Genomic DNA, 20,200 nt, shown 5'->3' with positions numbered 1-20,200 from the left:
AATGAAGATCAGCAATCACAGAAGCAGGCGCGCCGCCCTGGCCGTCGCCCTGGGATCCGTCCTCGCCCTGACCGCCACCGCCTGCGGTGACGACGGCAGCGGGACCGGCGGCGACAAGGGCTCCGAGGGCAGCGGCAAGGGCGAGATCGTCTTCTGGGACAACAACGGCGGTGTCCGCACCGACATCTGGAAGGAGATCATCGCCGACTTCCAGAAGGCCAACCCGGACATCAAGGTCGAGTACGTCGGCATCGCGGCCACCGAGTACCAGTCGAAGGTCGACACCGCCATCCAGGGCGGCGGTCTGCCGGACGTCGGCGGAGTCGGCGCGGCCATGGCCGCCGGGTTCGCCGCGCAGGGCGCGCTGGAACCGCTGGACGGCCGGCTCTCCAAGTCCTCCCTGAACGGCAAGCTCAACGAGGCGATGGTCGAGTCGCTGAAGTCGGCGGGCGGTGGCGAGGCCCTGTACTCGATCCCGACCTCCGCGAACAACGGCGTCCTCTACTACCGCACCGACCTGTTCAAGGCGGCCGGCCTCGACGAGCCGACCACCTGGGACACGTTCTACAAGGCCGCCGAGAAGCTCACGGACAAGGACAAGAACAAGTTCGGCTACACCATCCGCGGTGGCGCGGGCTCCATCGCCCAGGCGCTGGACGCGATGTACGGGCAGTCGGGCATCACCTCGTTCTGGGACTCCAGCGGTGAGAAGACCACCGTGAACGACCCGAAGAACGTGGCGGCGCTGGAGAAGTACGTCGGCCTCTACAAGAAGGTCACTCCCGCGGCCGACCTCAACAACGACTTCACCAAGATGGTCGCCCAGTTCGACTCCGGCACGATCGGCATGCTCAACCACAACCTGGGCTCCTACCAGGACCATGTGAAGGCGTTCGGCGACAAGTTCCGGGGCATCCCGCAGCCGACCGGCCCCGGCGGCAAGCGGGTCCAGGTCTCCAACCCGGTCGACGGGCTCGGCATGTTCAAGAGCTCGAAGAACAAGGAGGCCGCCTGGAAGTTCATCGAGTTCGCCATGTCGCACGAGGAGAACTCCAAGTTCAACGAGTCGGCGGGCCAGGTGCCGGCGAACAACGACGCGGCGCGGGACGAGTGGATCCAGGAGGCGGAGCCGACGAAGCTGGCCGCCGCCGCGCTGACCGACGGGTCGACCTCGATCGTGCAGCTGCCGTACTACCTGCCGGACTGGAACACGATCTCGAAGGCCGACAACGAGCCGGCCTTCCAGAAGGTGATGGACGGGCAGACGAGTGCGAAGGAGTTCCTCGACTCGCTGGCCGACCAGCTGAACAAGGCGCAGGCCGAATGGAACGAGCAGAAGGGCTGACGCTGCGCTTCGGAGGGCAGTTCCGCTTAGGAGGGCAGGTCCGCTTAGGAGGGCAGGTCCGCTGCGGCGGCAGGTCCGCTTCGACTGCCGGTCCGTTTCTGCTGGTCGCGCAGTTCCCCGCGCCCCTGGAAGAAGGGGGCGCGGGGGCACCCCCACCCCAAGAGAGGCTCCGCACAACCCTCGTATCCCGCACGCCTGTTGAGAAAGGCACCCGCACGTGTCCCTCACCCGTAGACAGGTCACCACCGCGGCGCTCGCTGCCGTTCCGCTCGCCGTCGCCGCCACCGGGCCCGCCTCCGCCGCCGTCTCCTCGGGCCGGGTCCGCCGTGAGCCCACGGTCTACCTCGCCGGCGACTCCACCGCCGCCCAGAAGTACGCCGACGCCCGGCCGGAGACCGGGTGGGGCATGGCGCTGCCGTTCTTCCTCCGTACCGGGCTGAAGGTCTCCAACCACGCCGTGAACGGCCGGAGTTCGAAGAGTTTCATCGACGAGGGGAGACTGGACGTCGTCCTGGGGGCCATCCGCCCCGGCGACTTCCTGATCGTCCAGTTCGGTCACAACGACTCCAAGGTGGCCGACCCCACCCGGTACACCGAGCCGTGGACCACCTACCAGGATTACCTGCGCCAGTACATCGACGGCGCGCGGGCGCGGGGCGCCCGGCCGGTCCTCGCCACCTCCGTGGAGCGCCGGAAGTTCGACGCGGGCGGGGTGGCGCAGCCGACCCACGGCGCGTACCCGGCGGCCATGCGCGCCCTCGCCCAGGAGGAGGGGGTCGCCCTCCTCGACATCCAGACGCTGTCCCTCGCGCTCTGGCAGAAGCTCGGGGTCGAGGAGACCAAGAAGTACTTCAACTGGACCGAGACCGAGCAGGACAACACGCACTTCAATCCGCCGGGGGCCATCGCCGTGGCACGGCTGGTCGCCTCCGAGCTGCTGCGGCGCCGGGTGCTGGCTCCCCGCGACGTGCGCCGGCTGAACGAGACGGTCCCCGACTCCTGGATCACCTGGCCCCAGGCGTAGCACTCCGCCCCTCCACGGGCGCTCTGTTCTTCCCCCTTGTTCTGGAAAGGAACCCGCACCCATGCGTGCTCATGTCTGGCATGCCCATGCCATTACCGCCGTTGTCGGCTGCACCGCCCTCGTCCTCGGCGTCACCGGGACCGGCGTGGCCCACGCGGGGTCCACCGACCTCGGCCGCCAGGTCCTTGCCGCCGGCGACGGCTGGGGCTCCGCGGAAGGCGGGACCACCGGGGGCTCGGCGGCCGACGCCGAGCACGTCTACACCGTCACCACCTGGGCGGAGTTCAAAGCCGCGCTCAGGGACGGCGGCGACGCGCCGAAGATCATCAAGATCAAGGGGATGATCGACGCCGTCTCCCAGGGCTGCGACGCCTTCGTCACCGGCGGATACGACCTCCAGCAGTACCTGAAGGACTACGACCCGGCCGTGTACGGCAACGACAAGGTCGCCATGGGCCCGCAGGAGGACGCCCGGGTCGCCTCCGCCGCCCGGCAGGACGCGGAGATCAAGGCCAACATCCCCAGCAACACCACCATCGTCGGCGTCGGCAGGAACTCCGGCATCCTCGGCGGCAGCCTCCAGGTCAAGGGCGTCTCCAACGTCATCCTGCGCAACCTCACCGTCGAGGCACCGCTGGACTGCTTCCCCAAGTGGGACCCCACCGACGACAACCGCACCGGTGCGTGGAACTCCGAGTACGACGCCGTGGTGGTCTACGGCACCCACCACGTCTGGCTCGACCACAACACGTTCACCGACGGGCGCTACCCGGACAGCGCACGTCCGGTGTACTTCGGCAAGGTCTTCCAGCAGCACGACGGCCTCACCGACATCGTGCGCGGCGCCAACCACGTGACCGTGTCCTGGAACCGCTTCGAGAACCACGACAAGAACATGCTGATCGGCAACAGCGACGGCTCCGCCTCCCAGGACGCCGGCAAGCTCAAGGTCACGATGCACCACAACCGCTTCGAGGGGATCCTCCAGCGCTCCCCGCGCGTGCGGTTCGGACAGGTCGACGTCTACAACAACCACTACGTGGTGAACGAGGAACAGAAGGACGACTACTACGTCTTCGGCGTCGGCATCTCCTCGCAGCTCCACGCCACCGACAACGCCGTCACGCTGCCCGCCGGGGCCAAGGTCGGCAAGGTCCTGAAGAAGTGGAACGAGTCCCCGCTGACCGCCGAGAACAACTACGTCAACGGCCGGCTCACCGACCTCATCGCCGTCCACAACGCGGAGATCCCGGCCGAGACCCTTCAGTCCGGTGCCGGCTGGACGCCGACCCTGCGCAAGAAGGTCGACTCGCCCCGCGCCGTGCCCGCGATCCTCAAGGCCCGGGCGGGCGCGGGAAAGGTCTGCTGATGACCGATCGAGCAACAGCCCTGAGCAGACGGTCGTTCGTCCTCGCGAGTGCCGGTGCCGGTGCCGCGCTCGCGCTGGGGACGGCGGCACCGGCCCACGCCTCCCGCGGCCGGTCGCCCTTCGGACGGTACGGCTCACCGGCCGCCCGGCTCGACGAGCGGACGCTGTACGTGCACGCCGGGGGCGCCGGGGACTTCACCACCGTGCAGGCCGCCGTCACCGCGGCTGGGGGTACCTCCCAGGCCTTCAGCACTGGGGGAGGCACCGGCCACACACTGGTCGTCGCACCCGGCGTCTACCGGGAGACCGTCGCCGTGAGCACCGCCCGCAAGGACATGACCTGGATCGGTGCCTCCGGCGACGCCCGCGACGTCACGGTCGTGTACGACAACGCGGCCGGCACCCCCAAGCCCGGTGGCGGCACCTACGGCACGACCGGATCGGCGACCACCCTCGTCCAGGGCGACGGGTTCACCGCGCGGGACATCACCTTCGCCAACGACTGGCTGCGCGCCGACCACCCCGAGATCAGCGGCACCCAGGCCGTCGCCCTCAAGGTGCAGGGCGACCGCTCGGCGTTCGTGCGGTGCCGGTTCCTCGGGCACCAGGACACGCTTTACGCCGACTCGATGGCGCTCGGCACGTTCGCCCGCCAGTACTTCCGGGACTGCTACGCCGAAGGCGACGTGGACTTCGTCTTCGGCCGGGCCACCGCGGTGTTCGAACGCTGCCACTTCCACACCCTGACCCGGACCGACCTCGCGTCCGCCCCGTACGGGTTCGTGTTCGCGCCGTCCACCGCGGGCGCCAACCCGCGCGGCTGTCTGGTGACCCGGAGCCGGATCACCAGCGGGGCCCCGGACGCCCACTACAAACTGGCCCGGCCGTGGGTGCCCAGCTCCGACACCACCGCCAGGCCCATGCTGACCGTCCGCGAGACGCACCTCGGAGCCGGCATCGACGCGCCGGCCCCGTACACCAACATGTCCTCCGGCTTCCCCTGGCAGGACCAGCGGTTCGCGGAGTACCGGAACACCGGCCCCGGCGCCCGGATCACCGTCCCGGAGAACCGGCCCCAGCTCACCGCAGAGGAGGCCGCCGCGCACACCCGCGAGGCGTACCTCGGTGACTGGGCTCCCTGGAAGGGGTGCTGACGTGCGCCGGCGCACCCTCCTCACCGGGATCGCCGGCGGCCTCGCGGCCGCCGGCGCCACCCCCGCCTCCGCCGACGCGCGCCGCCGGGTCCTGCACGTCCGGCGCGGCGGCTCCGTCCAGGCCGCCGTGGACGCGGTGGACGGCCCCGGCTGGACGATCGTGGTGCATCCGGGCACCTATCGCGAGGTCGTCGACATCCCGTCCGACAAGGCGGAGTTGATGCTTCGCGGCGCCTCCCGCGACCCGCGCGCCGCCGTCATCGTCTTCGACCGGGCGAACGGCACGCCCAGGCCCGAGGGCGGCACGTACGGCACGGCGGGCTCGGCCACCTTCACCTCCGCCGCGCCCGGACTGACCGTGCGCGACCTGACCCTCGCCAACGACTGGCTGCGCGCCGACCACCCCGACATCACCGGGACCCAGGCCGTGGCCGCGTACGTGACCGGCGACCGCAGCCACTTCGAGAACGTCCGCCTCCTCGCCCACCAGGACACCCTCTTCGCGGACACCACCGCGCTCGACGTCTTCGACCGGCAGTACTACCGCCACTGCCACATCGAGGGCGACGTCGACTTCGTCTTCGGCCGGGCACGGGCGGTCTTCGAGTCCTGCCGCTTCCACACACTCCGGCGGGACGTCCCCTTCACCCCCAAGGGCATGGTCTTCGCGCCCTCCACAGCCCGCGCCAACCCTTACGGGTTCCTCGCCCTGCGGGGCCGGATCACCTCCGGTGCCGAGGACGGGGCGTACAAGATCGCCCGCCCCTGGGTCCCGTCGTACGAGACGACGGCCTGGCCCTCCCTGGTCGTCCGGGACACCTGGATCGGCCCCGGCATCGACGCCGTGGCCCCCTACACCGACATGCGCGAGGCGTACCCGTGGCAGACCATGCGCTTTCGCGAGTACGACAACTCCGGTCCGGGCGCGGCCGTCACGGTGCCCGAGAACCGGCCGCGGCTCACCGCGGCGGAGGCCACCCTGCACACCCGGCGGACCTATCTGGGGGACTGGAGGCCCGATGGGTGCCCGTGATCCGGGCGCCGACGGCGACCCGGCGGAGGTGTCCGCGGCCCGTCGATCCGGGCAGGGCGGCGACCGGTTCGGGCGTCGGGCCTTCGTCACGGCGGCGTCGGCCGCCGCGATGCTCGCCGGGACCGGGACGGCCGTCGGGGCAGCCGCCGGGGCGGGCGAACCCCCGGCCCTCGCCGGTCTCGACAGTGCCCTCCCCGACTTCCACCCCCTCCTCAAGGAGGAGCTCCGCTTCCCGCTCGCCTGGGGCACCTCCCCGATCCGCGATGTCCGCGCCTGGCGGCGGGCGGCCCGCGCCAAGGTCGAGGAGCACCTGTTCGTCGCCCCGGACCACACTCCGTTCGCGCCCGAGTTCGGCGAGCGGCACCCCGAGGGGGACGGCTTCACCCGTGAGCTGGTCACCTTCTCCCTCACCCGGTACGAGCGCGTCCGCGGCGCGCTGCTCACCCCGCACGGCAGCGGACCGTTCCCCGCGGTGCTGCTGCTCCACGACCACGGCGCCCGCTTCGACATCGGCAAGGAGAAACTGGTCCGGCCCTGGTACGACGAGACCCGGCTCGCCACGGCCGAGGCGTGGGCCGACCGCTATTTCGACGGGCGGTTCCTCGGGGACGAACTGGCCCGGCGGGGGTACGCCGTCCTCGCCGTGGACGCGCTCGGCTGGGGCGACCGGGGCCCGATCACCTACGAGCAGCAGCAGGCCCTCGCGAGCAACCTCTACCACCTGGGCTCGTCGCTCGCCGGGCTCATGGCCCGGGAGGACGTGCGCGCGGCGGCCTTCCTGGCGGGGCTCGACCGGGTCGACCGGCGCCGGGTGGCGGCCGTCGGCTTCTCGATGGGTGCCTTCCGGGCCTGGCAGACGGCCGCGCTCAGCGACGACATCGCCGCCGCGGCGAGCGTCTGCTGGATGACCGGGCTCAAGGAGGTCATGGTCCCCGGCAACAACATCCTGCGCGGCCACTCCTCCTACTACATGCTCCACCCCGGGCTCGCCCGGTACCTCGACTTCCCCGACGTGGCGAGCATCGGCGCCCCAAGCCGATGTTCTTCCTGAACGGCGGCCTCGATCCGCTGTTCCCCGCCGACGGCGTCCGCGTGGCCCACGACAAGCTGCGCGCCGTCTGGCGGTCCCGCCGCGCCGAGGAACGGCTGCGGCTGAAGACCTGGCCCGACCTCGGCCATGTCTGCACCGCGCCCCAGCAGGACGAGGTCCTCGCATGGCTCGACTCCGTCCTGTGAACACCCCACCCGCTGAACACCCCACCCGCACGAGAAAGGAACCGCTCTCCATGTCTCGTCGTACCACTCTCGCCCTGGGCACCGCTCTCGCCCTCGGCGCCGGGCTTGCCGTGCTCCCCACCCAGGCGCACGCCGCGACCGTCGTCGTCAACACCACGACCGCCCTGTCCAACGCCCTGAAGAACGCCACCCCGGGCACGGTCATCCAGGTGCGCGGCGGCACGTACTACCCGACGGCCACCCTCCAGTCCACGGCGAACGGCAGCTCCTCCAGCCGGATCCACCTCCAGCCGTACGGCTCGGAGACCGTGAAGATCGACGGTTCGAACCTCCCCGGCGGCGACTGGATCTTCAAGCTGACCGCGGACTACTGGACCGTCTCCGGGATCACCTTCCAGAACTCCCCGGACAGCGCGGTGGTCTGCCAGTCCTGTGCCTCCACGGTCTGGGACACCATCAAGACCATCAACGGCGGCGACTCCGGCTTCACGCTCACCGGCGACGGCACCACCAACAACACCGTCCGCAACATCGACTCCTACGGCCACTACGACCGGGCCAACCACGGGGAGAACGCCGACGGCATCGCCGTGAAGTTCGGCTCCGGCTCGGGCAACCTCATCACCGGGGCCCGCCTCTACAACAACGCGGACGACGGCCTGGACTTCTGGTCGTTCTCCTCGCCCGTCACCGTCGAGCACACCTGGGCGATGGGCAACGGCAGGAACCGCTGGGGCGACTCCGCGTTCGCGGGCGACGGCAACGGCTACAAGCTGGGCGGCGACGGCGAGACCGTGGCCCATGTCATCAACAACTCGGCGGCCTGGGACAACGCAGGCAACGGCTTCACCGAGAACAGCAACAAGGGCGCCATCGTCATCAACCGCACCACCGCCTACGCCAACGCCAAGTGGGGCTACTACTTCGCGACCGGCGCGGCCCGCCTCGGCAGGAACCTGGCCGTCGGCAACGGCTCCGGCGCGGTCACCAAGGGCTCGTCGGTCGTCTCGTCCGGCAACTCCTGGGACTCCGGCGTCTCCACGCCCGCGTTCCGCTCCACCAACGCCTCGACGACGTACAACGCCCGCCAGTCGAACGGCGCGCTGCCCGCGACCACGTTCCTGACCACGGGCAGCACGACGATCGGGGCGACGATGGACTGAGCCGCACTTTCGAGAACTTTCGGCGATGCGCGGCAACCTTTCGCCGCGGGGCGACGACCAGTGACAGAAGCGGGCCGGGGCGGCCCCTCCGGCCCGCTTCGCTCCTCGTCCCCCGAGAAAGGAACCCCCGTGCGTCAGAGCATCGGGCGCCATCGCAGAACCGGCACCCTGTCGATCGCGGCCGCGGTGGCCGTCGCCTCGGGGGCGGGCGGCGTCCTGCTCGGCCTCTCCGACGACGGCGCCCGTGCCGCCGCGACCACGGTCACCGTCTCCAGCACCGCGTCGCTGGAGTCCGCCTTCGCCCGGGCCACCGCCGGCACGACCATCAAGGTCCGCGGCGGCACCTACCGGCCCACCCGGACCCTGAGGTCCACGGCCGACGGCACCCCCTCGGCCCGGATCACGCTCACCGCGTACGGGGACGGGAAGGTCAGGATCGACGGCTCCGCGCTGCCCGCCGGGTCCTGGCTCGCCGGGATCCACGGCGACCACTGGACCGTCTCCGGGATCACCTTCCAGAACTCCCCGGCACAGGGGTTCGTCGCCACGTCGTCCGTCGGCGGGATCTTCGACAACCTCGTCACCGCGGACAACGGCGACTCCGGCTTCACCCTGCGCGGCGACGGCACCACAGGCAACCTCGTGCGGAACCTGGACAGCCACGGCAACTACGACGCCGCGAACCACGGCCAGAACGCCGACGGCATCGCCGTGAAGTTCGGCTCCGGCACCGGCAACCGGATCACCGGCGCCCGCCTCTACGACAACGCGGACGACGGCCTCGACCTCTGGCAGTTCTCCTCGCCCGTCACCGTCGAGCACTCCTGGGCCTTCGGCAACGGCAGGAACCGCTGGAACGACAGCGCCTTCCAGGGCAACGGCAACGGGTTCAAGCTGGGCGGCGGCGGTGCCTCCGTCGCCCACTCCGTCCACTCCAGCGCGGCCTGGGACAACACGCTGCACGGCTTCACCGAGAACTCCAACACCGGGGCGATCCGGCTGCACCGCAACACCGCCTACGCCAACCGGGCGGACGGGTTCTCCTTCCCGACGGGGAAGGCCCGGCTGACGCGGAACCTCGCGGTGGGCAACGGCACGGGGAAGGCCCGGCTGGGTCCGCGCACGGTGTCGGCGGACGACAACTGGAACAGCGGGGTGGCCACACCGCCGTTCAGGTCCACGGACGCCCGCGCTGTGTATGGGCCGCGTGGCAGGGGTGGCGCGCTGCCGGTCACGGCGTTCCTGACGACCGGTTCCACGGCCGTCGGCTCGACGATGCGCTGATCCGTGAGAAGGGCGCCCCCCGCCGGTCGTCACCGGCGGGGGGCGCTTGTCGTGCCGACCGAGGGGGGCTCAGGTCGGCACCACTGCCGGCCGAGGGGGGCTCAGGCCAGCAGGTCCACACAGTCGAACGAGGTGCCAGGGCTCAGGAAGGCCGTGCCGCTCGATCCACTGACGACATCGATCTTCAGTACGTTGTACCCACTGGCGTTCGACTTCCATGCACTGGCGGGGACCTGGAACGTGAACATGTGGTTGTTCCCCCGGTACGAACCCGTGGTCAGGGAACGCGTCGAGGGCTGCTTGGGCGGCAACGGGACCGGCGACACCCACTCGTTGACCGTCACCCGCGGCCGGCCGTTCGAGAACGCGTCCGTGACCCCGATCCGCAGCGTGTGCGCGGCGGCGGCCTGCGCGGCGGTCAGCTTGAAGTACACGCGGACCCCGTTGTTCACGTCCTGCCACACATACGCCGGGAACGTCGCGGCCTGGTCGCCGCCGCCGAGAGTGACGTCACCCGTCCACTTCGCGGCCCGGCCGTCGGAGGGATGCGCGTAGGTCATCAGCTCGGCGTTCTTGAACCCGCGCGGCGTGCCGTCCCAGTCGCCGAGCCGCCACAGGGTCCTCGCCGCGGACGGATCCCCGGTGATGGTCAGGGTGTTGAGCGCGGTGGAGCCGCCCGCCGTCACCGTCACCTGCCGGGTGTGCACGGCCAGTTCGCCCTTGTAGACGGTCAGGGTGTACGTGCCCGGCAGCATGCCCTTGCAGGAGAAGGCGCCGGTGCCGACCGCGGCCCTGGTCCAGTACTGGGCGTCGGCGTTGGCGAAGCCGACCGTGTACGCGTGCTTCGGGTCCATGCCCTTGAGCCCGACCCCGGCCACCTTGCCGCGTCCGGCCCTGCCGACCCAGCCGGTGATGCCGAGGCCGTCCACCCAGGAGGTGTCCAGCCGGTCGTGGGCCAGGGCGGGGGAGGGGGCGCCGCCGTCGGTGAAGGCGAGGACGTACGGGCCCTGGAGGCCGAAACGTTCCGGCTCGGTCTGGGCCTGGTGGTAGTGCAGGATCTCGTAGAGCCCGGCGCCCTTGTCGTTGGAGTGTCGCAGCAGCGACCGGTAGAAGGGGCCGCCGGACGCCTTCTCATGGTTGGAGCGCACGAGCCACAGGCCGACCTCATCGGTGGTGAACCCGATGTGGTCGTAGTCGATGACCCGCTTGCCCGAGTAGTGCTTGGAGTGGGTGGTGCCGTCCGCGCGCCGCCACACGTCGCCGGCCTCGATGACCTTGTCGGAGCTCTCGATCCAGGAGTCCGGGCCCTCGTTCGGGAACACGCCCGGCTTCAGGCGGACGAGGAAGCGGGTCGCGGTGAAGGAGGCGTCCGCCTTGTGCGTCCACAGATGGATGGTGCTCTGGCCGCTGCGGGCCGCGTACCACTGGGTGATCGCGCCGTGCGCGGCCTTCACCAGGATGGTCTGCCCCGACTGCCGGAGCGTGACGGTGGCGCTGCCGAGCCCGGACTCGACATGCGAGTGCCTGCCGCCGTAGCCCTCGTACTCCTTGCCCCGGTAGCGCAGGGAGGTGAGGTCGCCGGTGGTCTTGGAGATCTTGAAGACCAGGCCGGCGCCCGTGTCGACGACGAGGTTCCGGCCGTCGTCGGAGTGTCCGAAACCGGCGGCGGACGCTGTGGAGAGGAGGCCGGTGCCACCCGCGACGGCGGCGCCGGTGGCGGCCACGCCGATCGCGGTGGCGCCGAGCAGCCGTCTGCGGGACAGGCGTCGTCTCTTGTGCGTGCTCAAGGGGCGTGCTCCGGGAATGGTGGATTCCGTATCGCTCGTACGTGAGAGCAGATGACGGGAACCGGCAGCCGGTTCCCTCCCGCTCTCACGTCTTCCGGTCGCCACCGGCGGCCAAAGGGTTGCCGTCCCCACGAAATTTTTTCGCGGGACTTTCTACGAGTCGCCGTCGTCCGACGCGTCGCCCTCGTCACGGCCCTCGAAGTCGCCCGCCACCGCGAACTCCTCGCCGTCCGCCTTCGCGGTCATCGCGTAGCGGTCGTCGCTCGCGTCCCGGCCACCGCGCTCGTGGTTGTACTGCCCGGCGAAGACGAACTCGCCCTTCGGGACCGTACGGCCGTCCTTGAGCACCCAGGTGTAGACCAGGAAGCCGTCGTCCTCCGTGACAGTCAGGTCGAAGTCCTGCGCCGGCAGCGAGCGCCAGGCGCCGGTCGAGGAGACCCCGCCGGTCTCGGCGATCCGCAGCTGGACGGTGAGCTCGGTGAGCTGCTCGCTCGTCCTCAGGTTCAGATTGCTCTGCGCCCAGAACTCGTTGCTGTGCGGGTCGACCGAACCGTCCGACCGGAGCGGACCGTCCTGCTCGTCCCCCGAGGAAGGCAGCTTCGGGACGGGGGAGTTCTTGGCCGACGGCGTGCTCGACGGCGCGGAGCTGGGCTCGCGCTCCTGCTTCGACCCGCCGCGGCTCGGCTGCGGGTCCGGCGGGACGGGGGCCCGGCTCGTCGCGGCCGGGGACTCCACCGGAGTCGGCGACACCGCGACGGTCTGGTCGTTCGGCCGCTCCTCGCCCTTCACCGCCGACGCGACGGCATAGCCGCCCACCGCGAGCACCCCCGCGACACCGGCGGTCGCGCTGACCACACGTACCCAGCCCCACAGCGGCGGCCGTGTGGCCTTCCGGCTGCGGCCCCGCTCCTCGGGGGCCGCCATTCCGCGCTCGATCCGGGCCAGGATGCGGGCGCGGTCGGGCTCGTGCGCCTCGGCCGACTCGCGCAGCCGGGCGCGCAGCTCCTCGTGCACGTCCCTCATCGGTCCCTTCCTCCGCTGCCCGGCGCACCCGCGCCGGTCACCCTCGCGCCCGCGACGCCCGTGCCCGTGATGCCGGCGGGCATCCGCTTCGGGGCGTCCCCGGTGCCGAGCAGCTTCTGCAGCTCGGCCATCCCCTTGGACGTCTGGCTCTTCACCGTACCGACCGAGACGCCGAGGGCGAGCGCCGTGTCCTTCTCCGAGAGGTCGAACGCATGCCGCAGCACCACGCACGCCCGCTTGCGGAACGGCAGCCGGCGCAGCGCCGACTGCACGTCGACCGCCCCGGCCACATCGGGATTCTCGGCCTTCTCCTCGCGCTGTGACCAGAACAGCGTGATCCGGCGGCGCTCCCGCACCGCGCTGCGGATCCGGGTCCGGGCCAGGTTGGCGACCACACCGCGGGCGTACGCCACCGGGTGCTCCGCCGCGCGGACCCGGTCCCAGCGGTGCCACATCGCGAGCAGCGCGTCCGCGGCGAGATCGTCCGCAGCGTCCGCCTCACCGGTCAACAGATGGGCCAGACGGGACAGTTCGGCGTAGTGCCGTTCGAAGAAGTCGTGGAACTCCACGGAGGCTGCGTCGTCGACGACCGTGCCCACGGGCGACCTCTCTCCTCGCTTCGGCTGGAGGCACCGGGACCGGGTGCCTGTGCGCGTCGTGTGAACGACACGTGATCCTCCGGGGCTTCCCCCGACGAGATCCGGAAGAGTAGCAGTGATCGTGAACGAACTTCGTACGAGCCTTCGAACGCCGTCTTACGGGACGAACGTCGATTCCGTAACACGGAGAAAACCTGAACCGGGTTCAACGACGGAACAATCCAGCCAGCACCCGCGCGTCGTACACACATGTCACTAGGAGCACCGCCCATGTCCGAGGCACAGAAGGTGGCCGACCGGCCGAGCACCCCGCCACCGGGGGCGAACAGCGTCGATCGCTTCTTCGCCATCACCGCCCGGGGATCCACTCTCGCCCGTGAGATACGCGGCGGCCTCGCCACGTTCTTCACGATGGCATACATCCTTGTCCTGAATCCCATCATCCTGGGCAGTGCCAAGGACAAGTACGGCCACACCCTCGACGGCGCCGAACTCGTCACCGCCACCGCCCTCGTGGCGGCCGTGATGACGATCATCATGGGCGTCGGCGGCAACCTGCCGCTCGCGCTCGCCGCGGGCCTCGGACTCAACGCGGTCGTCGCCTTCCAGATAGCCCCGCTGATGAGCTGGCCCGACGCGATGGGCCTGGTCGTCCTCGAAGGCCTGCTGATCTGCGTCCTGGTGGTCACGGGCCTGCGCGAGGCCGTCATGCACGCCATACCGCAGCCGCTCAAGCAGGCGATCAGCGTCGGCATAGGCCTGTTCATCGCCTTCATCGGCTTCGTCGACGCCGGGTTCGTCACCCGCATCCCGGACATCGCGAACACCACGGTTCCCGTACAGCTCGGCGCGACCGGGGCGCTGTCGGGCTGGCCCCTCCTGGTCTTCTGCCTCGGTGTCCTGCTGACCATCGGCCTGCTCGCCCGCAAGGTGAGGGGCGCGATCCTGATCAGCATCCTGACGATGACGGTCGTTGCGATCGTGATCAACTCGTTGGCCGACATCAAGAGCTGGGGCCTGACCACCCCGAAGGTCCCCGACGACCTCGTGGCCGCACCCGAGTTCGGACTGATCGGCGACTTCAGCCTCTTCGGCTCCTTCGGCGAGACCACCGTCATCACGGTCGTCCTGCTGCTTTTCACCCTGCTGCTCTCGGACTTCTTCGACACCATGGGCACCGTCGTCGGCGTCAGCGCCGAGGCCGGTCTGCTCGACGAGGAGGGCAAGGTCCCGAACCTCGGCCGGGTCCTGCTCATCGACGGCGCCGCGGCGGTCGCCGGCGGCGCCGCCTCCTCGTCCTCCGCGACCTCCTACATCGAGTCCGCGGCGGGCGTCGGCGAGGGCGCCCGCACCGGCTTCTCCAACCTGATCACCGGCGGGCTCTTCGCGGTCGCCCTCTTCCTCACCCCGATGCTGACCATCGTCCCGATGCAGGCCGCCGCCCCCGCCCTGGTCGCCGTCGGCTTCCTGATGATGACCCAGGTCAAGAACATCGACTGGGACCGGTACGACATCGCCATCCCCGCGTTCCTCACGATCGCCGTGATGCCGTTCACCTACTCCATCACCAACGGCATCGGCGCCGGCTTCCTCGCCTACGTCCTCATCAGGACGGTCCTCGGCAGGGCCAGGGAGATCCACTGGCTGCTGTGGGGCACCTCGGCGCTGTTCCTGGTGTACTTCGCGATCAACCCGATCCAGCAGCTGTTCGGCGTGCGGTAGACGCGGTGCGGCGGAGGCCATGAAGGAAGGGCCGCCCCTCGGGGGGAACGGGGCGGCCCTTCGTCCTCGGACGGTCCTCGACCGTCGGCCTCAGTCCTTCAGCGCCGCCCGCATCACGGCCTTCGCGACCGGCGCCGCCAGCCCGTTGCCGCTGACCTCGGAGCGGGCCGCGTTCGACTGCTCCACGACCACCGCGACGGCGACCTCCTTGCCGCCGGCCTTCGCGTACGACGTGAACCAGGCGTACGGCGTCTTGCTGTTCTTCTCGCCGTGCTGGGCGGTACCGGTCTTGCCGCCCACGGTCGCCCCGCCGATCCGCGCGTTCGTGCCCGTGCCGTCCTCGACGACCGTCTCCATCGCCGACCGCAGCTGCTTCGCGGTGGACGCGCTCACCACCTCCTCGGTGGCGGCCTCGGAGTCGTAGTCCTCCAGCACGTCCCCGCCGCCGTCGGTGATCTGCGACACCATGTGCGGCGCCACCAGCTTGCCGTCGTTGGCGATGGCCGCCGACACCATGGCCATCTGCAGCGGGGTCGCGGTGACGTCGTACTGCCCGATCCCGGTCAGCGCGGTGGACGACTCGTCCATGTCGGACGGGTACACGCTGGTGTAAGCCCGCACCGGCACGTCCTGCTCCGTGTCGTCGAAGCCGAACTTCTCGGCCATCGCCCTGACCTTGTCCTGGCCCAGCTTGACGGCCATCCGCGCGAACACGTTGTTGCACGAGTACTGCAACGCCGTACGGATGGAGGCGTTCTCGCAGGGCGCGTTCGGGTTCTCGTTGCTCAACTCGGTCGTCGTGCCCGGCAGGGTGTACGGGTCGGGGCTGTCCGTCCGCACGTCCACCGACGGGTACAGCCCGTCCTCCAGCGCGGCCGCCGCCACGACCAGCTTGAACGTCGACCCCGGCGGCAGCGGCTGTCGCAGCGCCCGGTTGGTCAGCGGCTTGTCCGGGTCCGCGGTGAGCTTCTTCCAGGCCGCGCCCGCCGTGTTGGCGTCCGTGAGCGACGTGGGGTCGTACGACGGCGTCGACACGACCGCGAGGATCTTCCCGGTCTTCGGGTCGATCGCGACGGCCGCGCCCTTCTTGTCGCCGAGCGCCTCGTACGCCGCCCTCTGCACGGACGGGTCGATCGTCGTGATCACGTCGCCCGGGTCGGACCGTTCACGGGTCAGGGTGTCCAGCACCGTCTTCAGCCGGGGGTCCGTGCCGTTGAGCAGGTCCTGGTAGATGCCCTCCAGTTGCGTGGGCGCGTAACTCTGCGAGGCGTACCCCGTCACCGCCGCGTACAGCTCACCGTCCTTGTAGGTGCGCTTGTAGGCGAGGTCGCCGCCCTTCGTCCGCGCGGAGCCGGTGACCGTGTCACCGCCCACGATGATGTTCCCGAGCGGTGCCGCGTACGTCTCGATGGCGTTCCGCCGGTTGTCCTTGTCCTCCGCGAGCGCCGTGCCCTCGTAGAACTGCACCCACGTCGCCCGCACCAGCAGGGCGAGCACGAGGAGCAGGGTGAAGACGGCGCTGCGCCTGATCGTCTTGTTCATCGCACCCGGACAGACGAGCGGAATACGGTCGGTCGTTCCCTCCCGTACCGGTTCTCATGAGGTCTTCATGAGGTCTTCATGTGCCCGGAGGGGGTCCGGCCGTCGGCTGCCGAGGGGCTGTGCGTCCGGGTCAGAGTCTGCGGGTCGCCAGCGTGAGCCGGTCGCGGGCGTCGAACAGGGCGTCCTTGACCAACTGCTCGTGCGCCGGCGTGAGCCGGGCCACCGGCACGGAGCAGCTGATCGCGTCACGGGCCGGGGTGCGGTACGGGATCGCCACGCCGAAGCAGCGCAGACCGAGGGTGTTCTCCTCGCGGTCGACGGCGAAGCCCTGCTCACGGACCTGGTGGAGCTCCTCGATGAGCTGCTCCCGGTCGGTGATCGTGTTCTCGGTGAGCGCCGGGAGGGTCTCCGGGAGCATCTTGCGGACCTGCTCGTCGGTGTGGGTGGCGAGCAGCGCCTTGCCGAGGGAGGTGGAGTGGGCGGGCAGTCGCCGCCCGACCCGGGTGAAGGGCCGCAGATAGTGCTGCGACTGCCGGGTGGCCAGATAGACGACGTTGGTGCCGTCGAGGCGGGCCAGGTGGATGGTCTCCGTGGTGTCGTCCGAAAGGCGGTCGAGCGTGGGGCGGGCCAGCGCCACCACCTCGTCCCCGTCGATGTACGAGGTGCCGACGAGGAGGGCCCGTACGCCGATGCCGTACCGCGTGCCCGTCGCGTCCGTCTCCACCCAGCCGAGCTCCACCAGGGTGCGGAGCAACATATAAAGGCTGGACTTGGGATAGCCGACGGCCTCCTGCACCGCCGCGAGGGAGTGCATTCCGGGGCGTCCGGCGAAGTATTCGAGCAGTTCGACGGTCCGTACCGCCGACTTGACCTGCGCTCCGCCGCCCGTCTCGACTGCCGACATCGCCCTTGACCCCTTCGTTCGACGGGAAATAGTCTCCAACACCATATTCATCATTGAAGACGGCGTTCAGCATATCGAACGACCTTGGTGAATGACCCAGACAATACCCCTGGGAATGACCCAGAAATACGTGGAGGGACCCGCGGTGGCAGCAGCACCAGTCTGGAGTGTCGACCCCCGAACCGGGAAGCAGCGCGAGCAGGTTGCGGTGGAGGCCACAGCCCAGGAGGTGGACGCCGCCGTCCGCGCGGCCCATGCGGCCCGCGGCGCCCTCGCCGACCGCACCGTCCGCTCGGCGTTCCTGCGCTCGGCGGCCGACCAGCTCCAGGCGGCCAAGGAACAGCTCGTCGAGGTCGCCGACGCGGAGACCGCGCTCGGCCCGGTCCGCCTCACCGGTGAACTCGCCCGCACCTGCTACCAGCTGCGGGCCTTCGCCGACATCGTCGACGAGGGCGCCTTCCTCGACGTGGTGATCAACCACCCCGACGACACCGCGACCCCGCCCATCCCCGACCTGCGCCGCTACAAGGTCCCGCTGGGCGTCGTCGCCGTCTACTCGGCCTCCAACTTCCCCTTCGCATTCTCCGTCCCCGGCGGCGACACCGCGAGCGCGCTGGCCGCCGGGTGCCCGGTGGTCGTCAAGGCCCACCCCGACCACCCGGCGCTGTCCGAGCTGGTCGCGATCGTGCTGCGCCGCGCCGCAGCCGAGCACGGCATCCCCGAGGGCGTCCTCGGCCTCGTCCACGGCTTCGAGGCGGGTGTCGAGCTGGTCAAGCACCCGCTGGTGACCGCCGCCGGTTTCACCGGCTCCGTCCGCGGCGGCCGGGCCCTGTTCGACGCGGCGGCCGCGCGGCCGGTGCCGATCCCGTTCCACGGCGAGCTGGGCTCCCTGAACCCCGTCCTCATCACCGAGGCCGCGGCGGCCGAGCGCGCCGAGGCGATCGGCTCGGGTCTCGCGGGCTCCATGACTCTCGGTGTCGGCCAGTTCTGTGTGAAGCCGGGCCTGGTGCTGGCGCCGGCGGGCGACGCCGGTGACCGGCTGGTCAAGTCGCTCACCGACGCGGTCAGCGACGTCGACGCGGGTGTCCTGCTCGACCACCGGATGCGCGACAACTTCCTCGCCGGTGTCGCCGAGCGCGCGGAGCTGCCGGACGTGGAGTCGCCGGTGACGGCGGGCGCGGGCGGCGAGCACACCGTCAGCCCCGGCTTCCTCACCGTCCCCGCCGGCAAGCTGGCGTCCGAGGGCGAGCACGACCTGCTCCTGGAGGAGTGCTTCGGGCCGCTCACGGTCGTCGCGCGCTACGAGGACGAGGACGAGGCCAAGTCGGTGCTCTCCCGGCTGCCGGGCAACCTCACCGCCACGGTGCACCTGTCCGGCGAGGAGGCCGCCGGTGAGGGCCGCGGCCCGGAGCTGCTCGCGGAGCTGACGCCGCTGGCCGGCCGTGTACTGGTCAACGGCTGGCCGACGGGTGTGGCCGTCGCCGCGGCCCAGCACCACGGCGGGCCTTACCCGGCGACGACGTCGATGTCCACCTCGGTGGGCGGCACGGCCATCGAGCGGTGGCTGCGGCCGGTCGCGTACCAGGGGGCGCCGGAGGCGCTGCTGCCGCCGGAGCTGCGGGACGACAACCCGCTGGGACTGCCGCGTCGCTTCAACGGCGCGCTGGAGCGGTAGGCCGCCTTTCCCGCGCCTCCAAAAGGGGGCGCGGGTGCCGGCCGGGGGCTGCGAGAATCCCCCAATGGATCTCGAACTTCCCGAACTCCCTTTCCCTCTTCGTACGTATGGGCCCGATGGGCACTGGTCCTATGAGGACGGGGTGCTCACCGGGTGGGCCGGCGCCCGGCAGGACCGGTTCGTGCCGCCCACGGACGAGAGGCTCGACCCCGTCACGGACGCGCCCAGGCTGCTGGGGGCGCCTGAGGGGGACTTCCAGTTGATCGCCCGCGTCACCGTCGGCTTCGCCGCCGGGTTCGACGCGGGCGTGCTGTATGTGCACGTCGGGGAGCGGGCCTGGGCGAAGCTGTGCCTGGAGTACTCGCCGGACGTCCCCACCGTCTGCACGGTGGTCACCCGTGGGCACTCCGACGACGCCAACTCCTTCACCGTCGAGGGGAGTTCGGTGTGGCTGCGGGTCAGCCGCACAGGCCGGGCGTTCGCCTTCCACGCCTCCCGCGACGGCAAGCACTGGACGTTCGTCCGGCTGTTCACGCTCGCCGGGGAGCGGGAGAGCGGGGCCGCCCTGGTCGGGTTCATGACGCAGTCCCCGATGGGGGAGGGGTGCGTGGTGACGTACGACGGCATCGAGTTCCGTCCGAACTGGCCCGAGGACCTGCGAAACGGCAGCTGAGAGGCGGGTGCGGGGGCGCCAAGGCGCCCGGTGTCACCCCCGGCCGTGGCACCCGGGGTGTCACCCCCGACCGGAACCGCCGCGACGTCGCGCTCGTCCTCCTCCGCATGATCAAGGATCGTGGGGAACGAGTGACCGGGGCGCGTGTGATCAGGACCGTGCTCCCCGCCGAGCTGCATGAGGTCGTCGCGCTGCACGCCCGCGCCCGCGCGACGTACTACCCGGACGGCGTGCCCGACGACGGCACGGACTGGGTCGCCGGGTGGCGGCGGGCCGTCGAGCGACCGGACGGCCGAGTGCTCTGCGCGGTGGAGCGTGGCCGGATCACCGGTATCGCCTCCTTCCGCACGGCGGAGGACGGCCCCGCCGACACGGTGTACCTCGCGCAGCTCCATGTGGACCCCGACCAGTGGCGCCGCGGCACCGGCCGGGCCCTGCACGCGGCCTGCGTGGAGGAGTGGCGGGCTGACGGCAGGCGCAGGGCCACGCTCACCGTCCACGTCGACAACCACCGGGCGCGGGCCTTCTACGCCCGCCTCGGCTGGACACCGGACCCGGAGCACCCGCCGGCCCCGGACGACCACCACCTGCTCCTCACCTACGCGGTCACCGGGGGGTGAGCCGGAGCGAGGGCGGCACACGGGGGCGGCTCACCCCCCGGTGACCG

Annotated in this window: 16 protein-coding genes and 1 pseudogene; 12 read left to right on the top strand and 5 right to left on the bottom strand. The window is 70.8% G+C overall.

Annotated features, from left to right (window positions below):
* Position 1: 1 nt before the first annotated feature.
* The 8 genes and pseudogenes from AOK15_RS09820 (at position 2) to AOK15_RS09785 (ending at position 9,608) form a co-directional block, all read left to right on the top strand.
* On the top strand, positions 2-1,345 hold the full coding sequence (locus AOK15_RS09820; RefSeq protein WP_055514906.1) for an ABC transporter substrate-binding protein: 1,344 nt from the start codon (positions 2-4) through the stop codon (positions 1,343-1,345).
* Positions 1,346-1,562: 217 nt separating this feature from the next.
* On the top strand, positions 1,563-2,369 hold the full coding sequence (locus AOK15_RS09815) for a rhamnogalacturonan acetylesterase (RefSeq protein WP_055514904.1): 807 nt from the start codon (positions 1,563-1,565) through the stop codon (positions 2,367-2,369).
* 61 nt (positions 2,370-2,430) lie between these two features.
* Positions 2,431-3,738, top strand: coding sequence for a pectate lyase family protein (locus AOK15_RS09810; protein WP_055514902.1), 1,308 nt, complete (start codon positions 2,431-2,433; stop codon positions 3,736-3,738).
* Positions 3,738-4,892 (top strand): pectinesterase family protein, encoded by a 1,155-nt coding sequence (locus tag AOK15_RS09805; RefSeq protein WP_055514900.1) that lies wholly within the window; start codon positions 3,738-3,740, stop codon positions 4,890-4,892. Before AOK15_RS09810 ends, AOK15_RS09805 begins: the two co-directional genes overlap by 1 nt.
* Position 4,893: 1 nt before the next feature.
* Entirely contained in the window at positions 4,894-5,925 is a 1,032-nt protein-coding gene (locus AOK15_RS09800) for a pectinesterase family protein (protein WP_055514898.1), read from the top strand.
* Between the two features lie 109 nt (positions 5,926-6,034).
* Positions 6,035-7,161: pseudogene (locus AOK15_RS09795) on the top strand (dienelactone hydrolase family protein).
* 50 nt (positions 7,162-7,211) lie between these two features.
* Positions 7,212-8,324 carry a right-handed parallel beta-helix repeat-containing protein gene (locus AOK15_RS09790; protein ID WP_055514896.1) on the top strand — a complete coding sequence of 371 codons (1,113 nt, stop codon included), beginning with the start codon at positions 7,212-7,214 and terminating at the stop codon, positions 8,322-8,324.
* A 129-nt stretch (positions 8,325-8,453) separates the two neighbouring features.
* Entirely contained in the window at positions 8,454-9,608 is a 1,155-nt protein-coding gene (locus AOK15_RS09785; RefSeq protein ID WP_055514894.1) for a right-handed parallel beta-helix repeat-containing protein, read from the top strand.
* Positions 9,609-9,709: 101 nt separating this feature from the next.
* Here AOK15_RS09785 and AOK15_RS09780 read toward each other — a convergent pair whose 3' ends face one another.
* The 3 genes from AOK15_RS09780 to AOK15_RS09770 form a co-directional block, all read right to left on the bottom strand.
* Positions 9,710-11,395, bottom strand: a complete 1,686-nt coding sequence (locus tag AOK15_RS09780) for a rhamnogalacturonan lyase B N-terminal domain-containing protein (protein ID WP_055514892.1) — start codon at positions 11,393-11,395, stop codon at positions 9,710-9,712.
* A gap of 153 nt (positions 11,396-11,548) precedes the next feature.
* The gene (locus tag AOK15_RS09775; RefSeq protein ID WP_055514890.1) at positions 11,549-12,418 is read right to left on the bottom strand and encodes a hypothetical protein; all 870 of its coding nucleotides are present in this window, start codon (positions 12,416-12,418) and stop codon (positions 11,549-11,551) included.
* Positions 12,415-13,017 (bottom strand): SigE family RNA polymerase sigma factor, encoded by a 603-nt coding sequence (locus AOK15_RS09770; RefSeq protein ID WP_055514888.1) that lies wholly within the window; start codon positions 13,015-13,017, stop codon positions 12,415-12,417. The genes AOK15_RS09775 and AOK15_RS09770 overlap by 4 nt, the downstream gene beginning before the upstream one ends.
* Before the next feature lie 270 nt (positions 13,018-13,287).
* Here AOK15_RS09770 and AOK15_RS09765 point away from each other — a divergent pair, with 270 nt between their 5' ends.
* On the top strand, positions 13,288-14,739 hold the full coding sequence (locus AOK15_RS09765) for an NCS2 family permease (RefSeq protein ID WP_055514886.1): 1,452 nt from the start codon (positions 13,288-13,290) through the stop codon (positions 14,737-14,739).
* Positions 14,740-14,829: 90 nt separating this feature from the next.
* Here AOK15_RS09765 and AOK15_RS09760 read toward each other — a convergent pair whose 3' ends face one another.
* Entirely contained in the window at positions 14,830-16,281 is a 1,452-nt protein-coding gene (locus tag AOK15_RS09760; RefSeq protein WP_055514884.1) for a peptidoglycan D,D-transpeptidase FtsI family protein, read from the bottom strand.
* Between the two features lie 130 nt (positions 16,282-16,411).
* Complete coding sequence (locus AOK15_RS09755) at positions 16,412-17,185, bottom strand: IclR family transcriptional regulator (RefSeq protein ID WP_055514882.1); 774 nt, start codon at positions 17,183-17,185, stop codon at positions 16,412-16,414.
* Positions 17,186-17,330: 145 nt separating this feature from the next.
* Here AOK15_RS09755 and AOK15_RS09750 point away from each other — a divergent pair, with 145 nt between their 5' ends.
* The 3 genes from AOK15_RS09750 (at position 17,331) to AOK15_RS09740 (ending at position 20,153) form a co-directional block, all read left to right on the top strand.
* Positions 17,331-18,860 (top strand): aldehyde dehydrogenase (NADP(+)), encoded by a 1,530-nt coding sequence (locus AOK15_RS09750; protein WP_079058392.1) that lies wholly within the window; start codon positions 17,331-17,333, stop codon positions 18,858-18,860.
* Positions 18,861-18,924: 64 nt separating this feature from the next.
* Positions 18,925-19,533 (top strand): DUF1349 domain-containing protein, encoded by a 609-nt coding sequence (locus tag AOK15_RS09745; protein WP_055514878.1) that lies wholly within the window; start codon positions 18,925-18,927, stop codon positions 19,531-19,533.
* A gap of 107 nt (positions 19,534-19,640) precedes the next feature.
* On the top strand, positions 19,641-20,153 hold the full coding sequence (locus AOK15_RS09740; protein WP_205632105.1) for a GNAT family N-acetyltransferase: 513 nt from the start codon (positions 19,641-19,643) through the stop codon (positions 20,151-20,153).
* Positions 20,154-20,200 lie beyond the last annotated feature (47 nt).

The organism is Streptomyces ossamyceticus (genome assembly GCF_001418475.1).
Classification (GTDB): domain Bacteria; phylum Actinomycetota; class Actinomycetes; order Streptomycetales; family Streptomycetaceae; genus Streptomyces; species Streptomyces ossamyceticus.
The sequence above is the reverse complement of the archived record's forward strand: the minus strand, read 5'-3'. Positions and strand labels throughout refer to the sequence as shown.

Coding starts and splice junctions, on each gene's coding strand:
- AOK15_RS09820 (WP_055514906.1), top strand. CDS start 2: ATGAAGATCAGCAATCACAGAAGCAGGCGCGCCGCCCTGGCCGTCGCC.
- AOK15_RS09810 (WP_055514902.1), top strand. CDS start 2,431: ATGCGTGCTCATGTCTGGCATGCCCATGCCATTACCGCCGTTGTCGGC.
- AOK15_RS09805 (WP_055514900.1), top strand. CDS start 3,738: ATGACCGATCGAGCAACAGCCCTGAGCAGACGGTCGTTCGTCCTCGCG.
- AOK15_RS09790 (WP_055514896.1), top strand. CDS start 7,212: ATGTCTCGTCGTACCACTCTCGCCCTGGGCACCGCTCTCGCCCTCGGC.
- AOK15_RS09775 (WP_055514890.1), bottom strand. CDS start 12,418: ATGAGGGACGTGCACGAGGAGCTGCGCGCCCGGCTGCGCGAGTCGGCC.
- AOK15_RS09765 (WP_055514886.1), top strand. CDS start 13,288: ATGTCCGAGGCACAGAAGGTGGCCGACCGGCCGAGCACCCCGCCACCG.
- AOK15_RS09760 (WP_055514884.1), bottom strand. CDS start 16,281: ATGAACAAGACGATCAGGCGCAGCGCCGTCTTCACCCTGCTCCTCGTG.
- AOK15_RS09755 (WP_055514882.1), bottom strand. CDS start 17,185: ATGTCGGCAGTCGAGACGGGCGGCGGAGCGCAGGTCAAGTCGGCGGTA.
- AOK15_RS09745 (WP_055514878.1), top strand. CDS start 18,925: ATGGATCTCGAACTTCCCGAACTCCCTTTCCCTCTTCGTACGTATGGG.
- AOK15_RS09740 (WP_205632105.1), top strand. CDS start 19,641: ATGATCAAGGATCGTGGGGAACGAGTGACCGGGGCGCGTGTGATCAGG.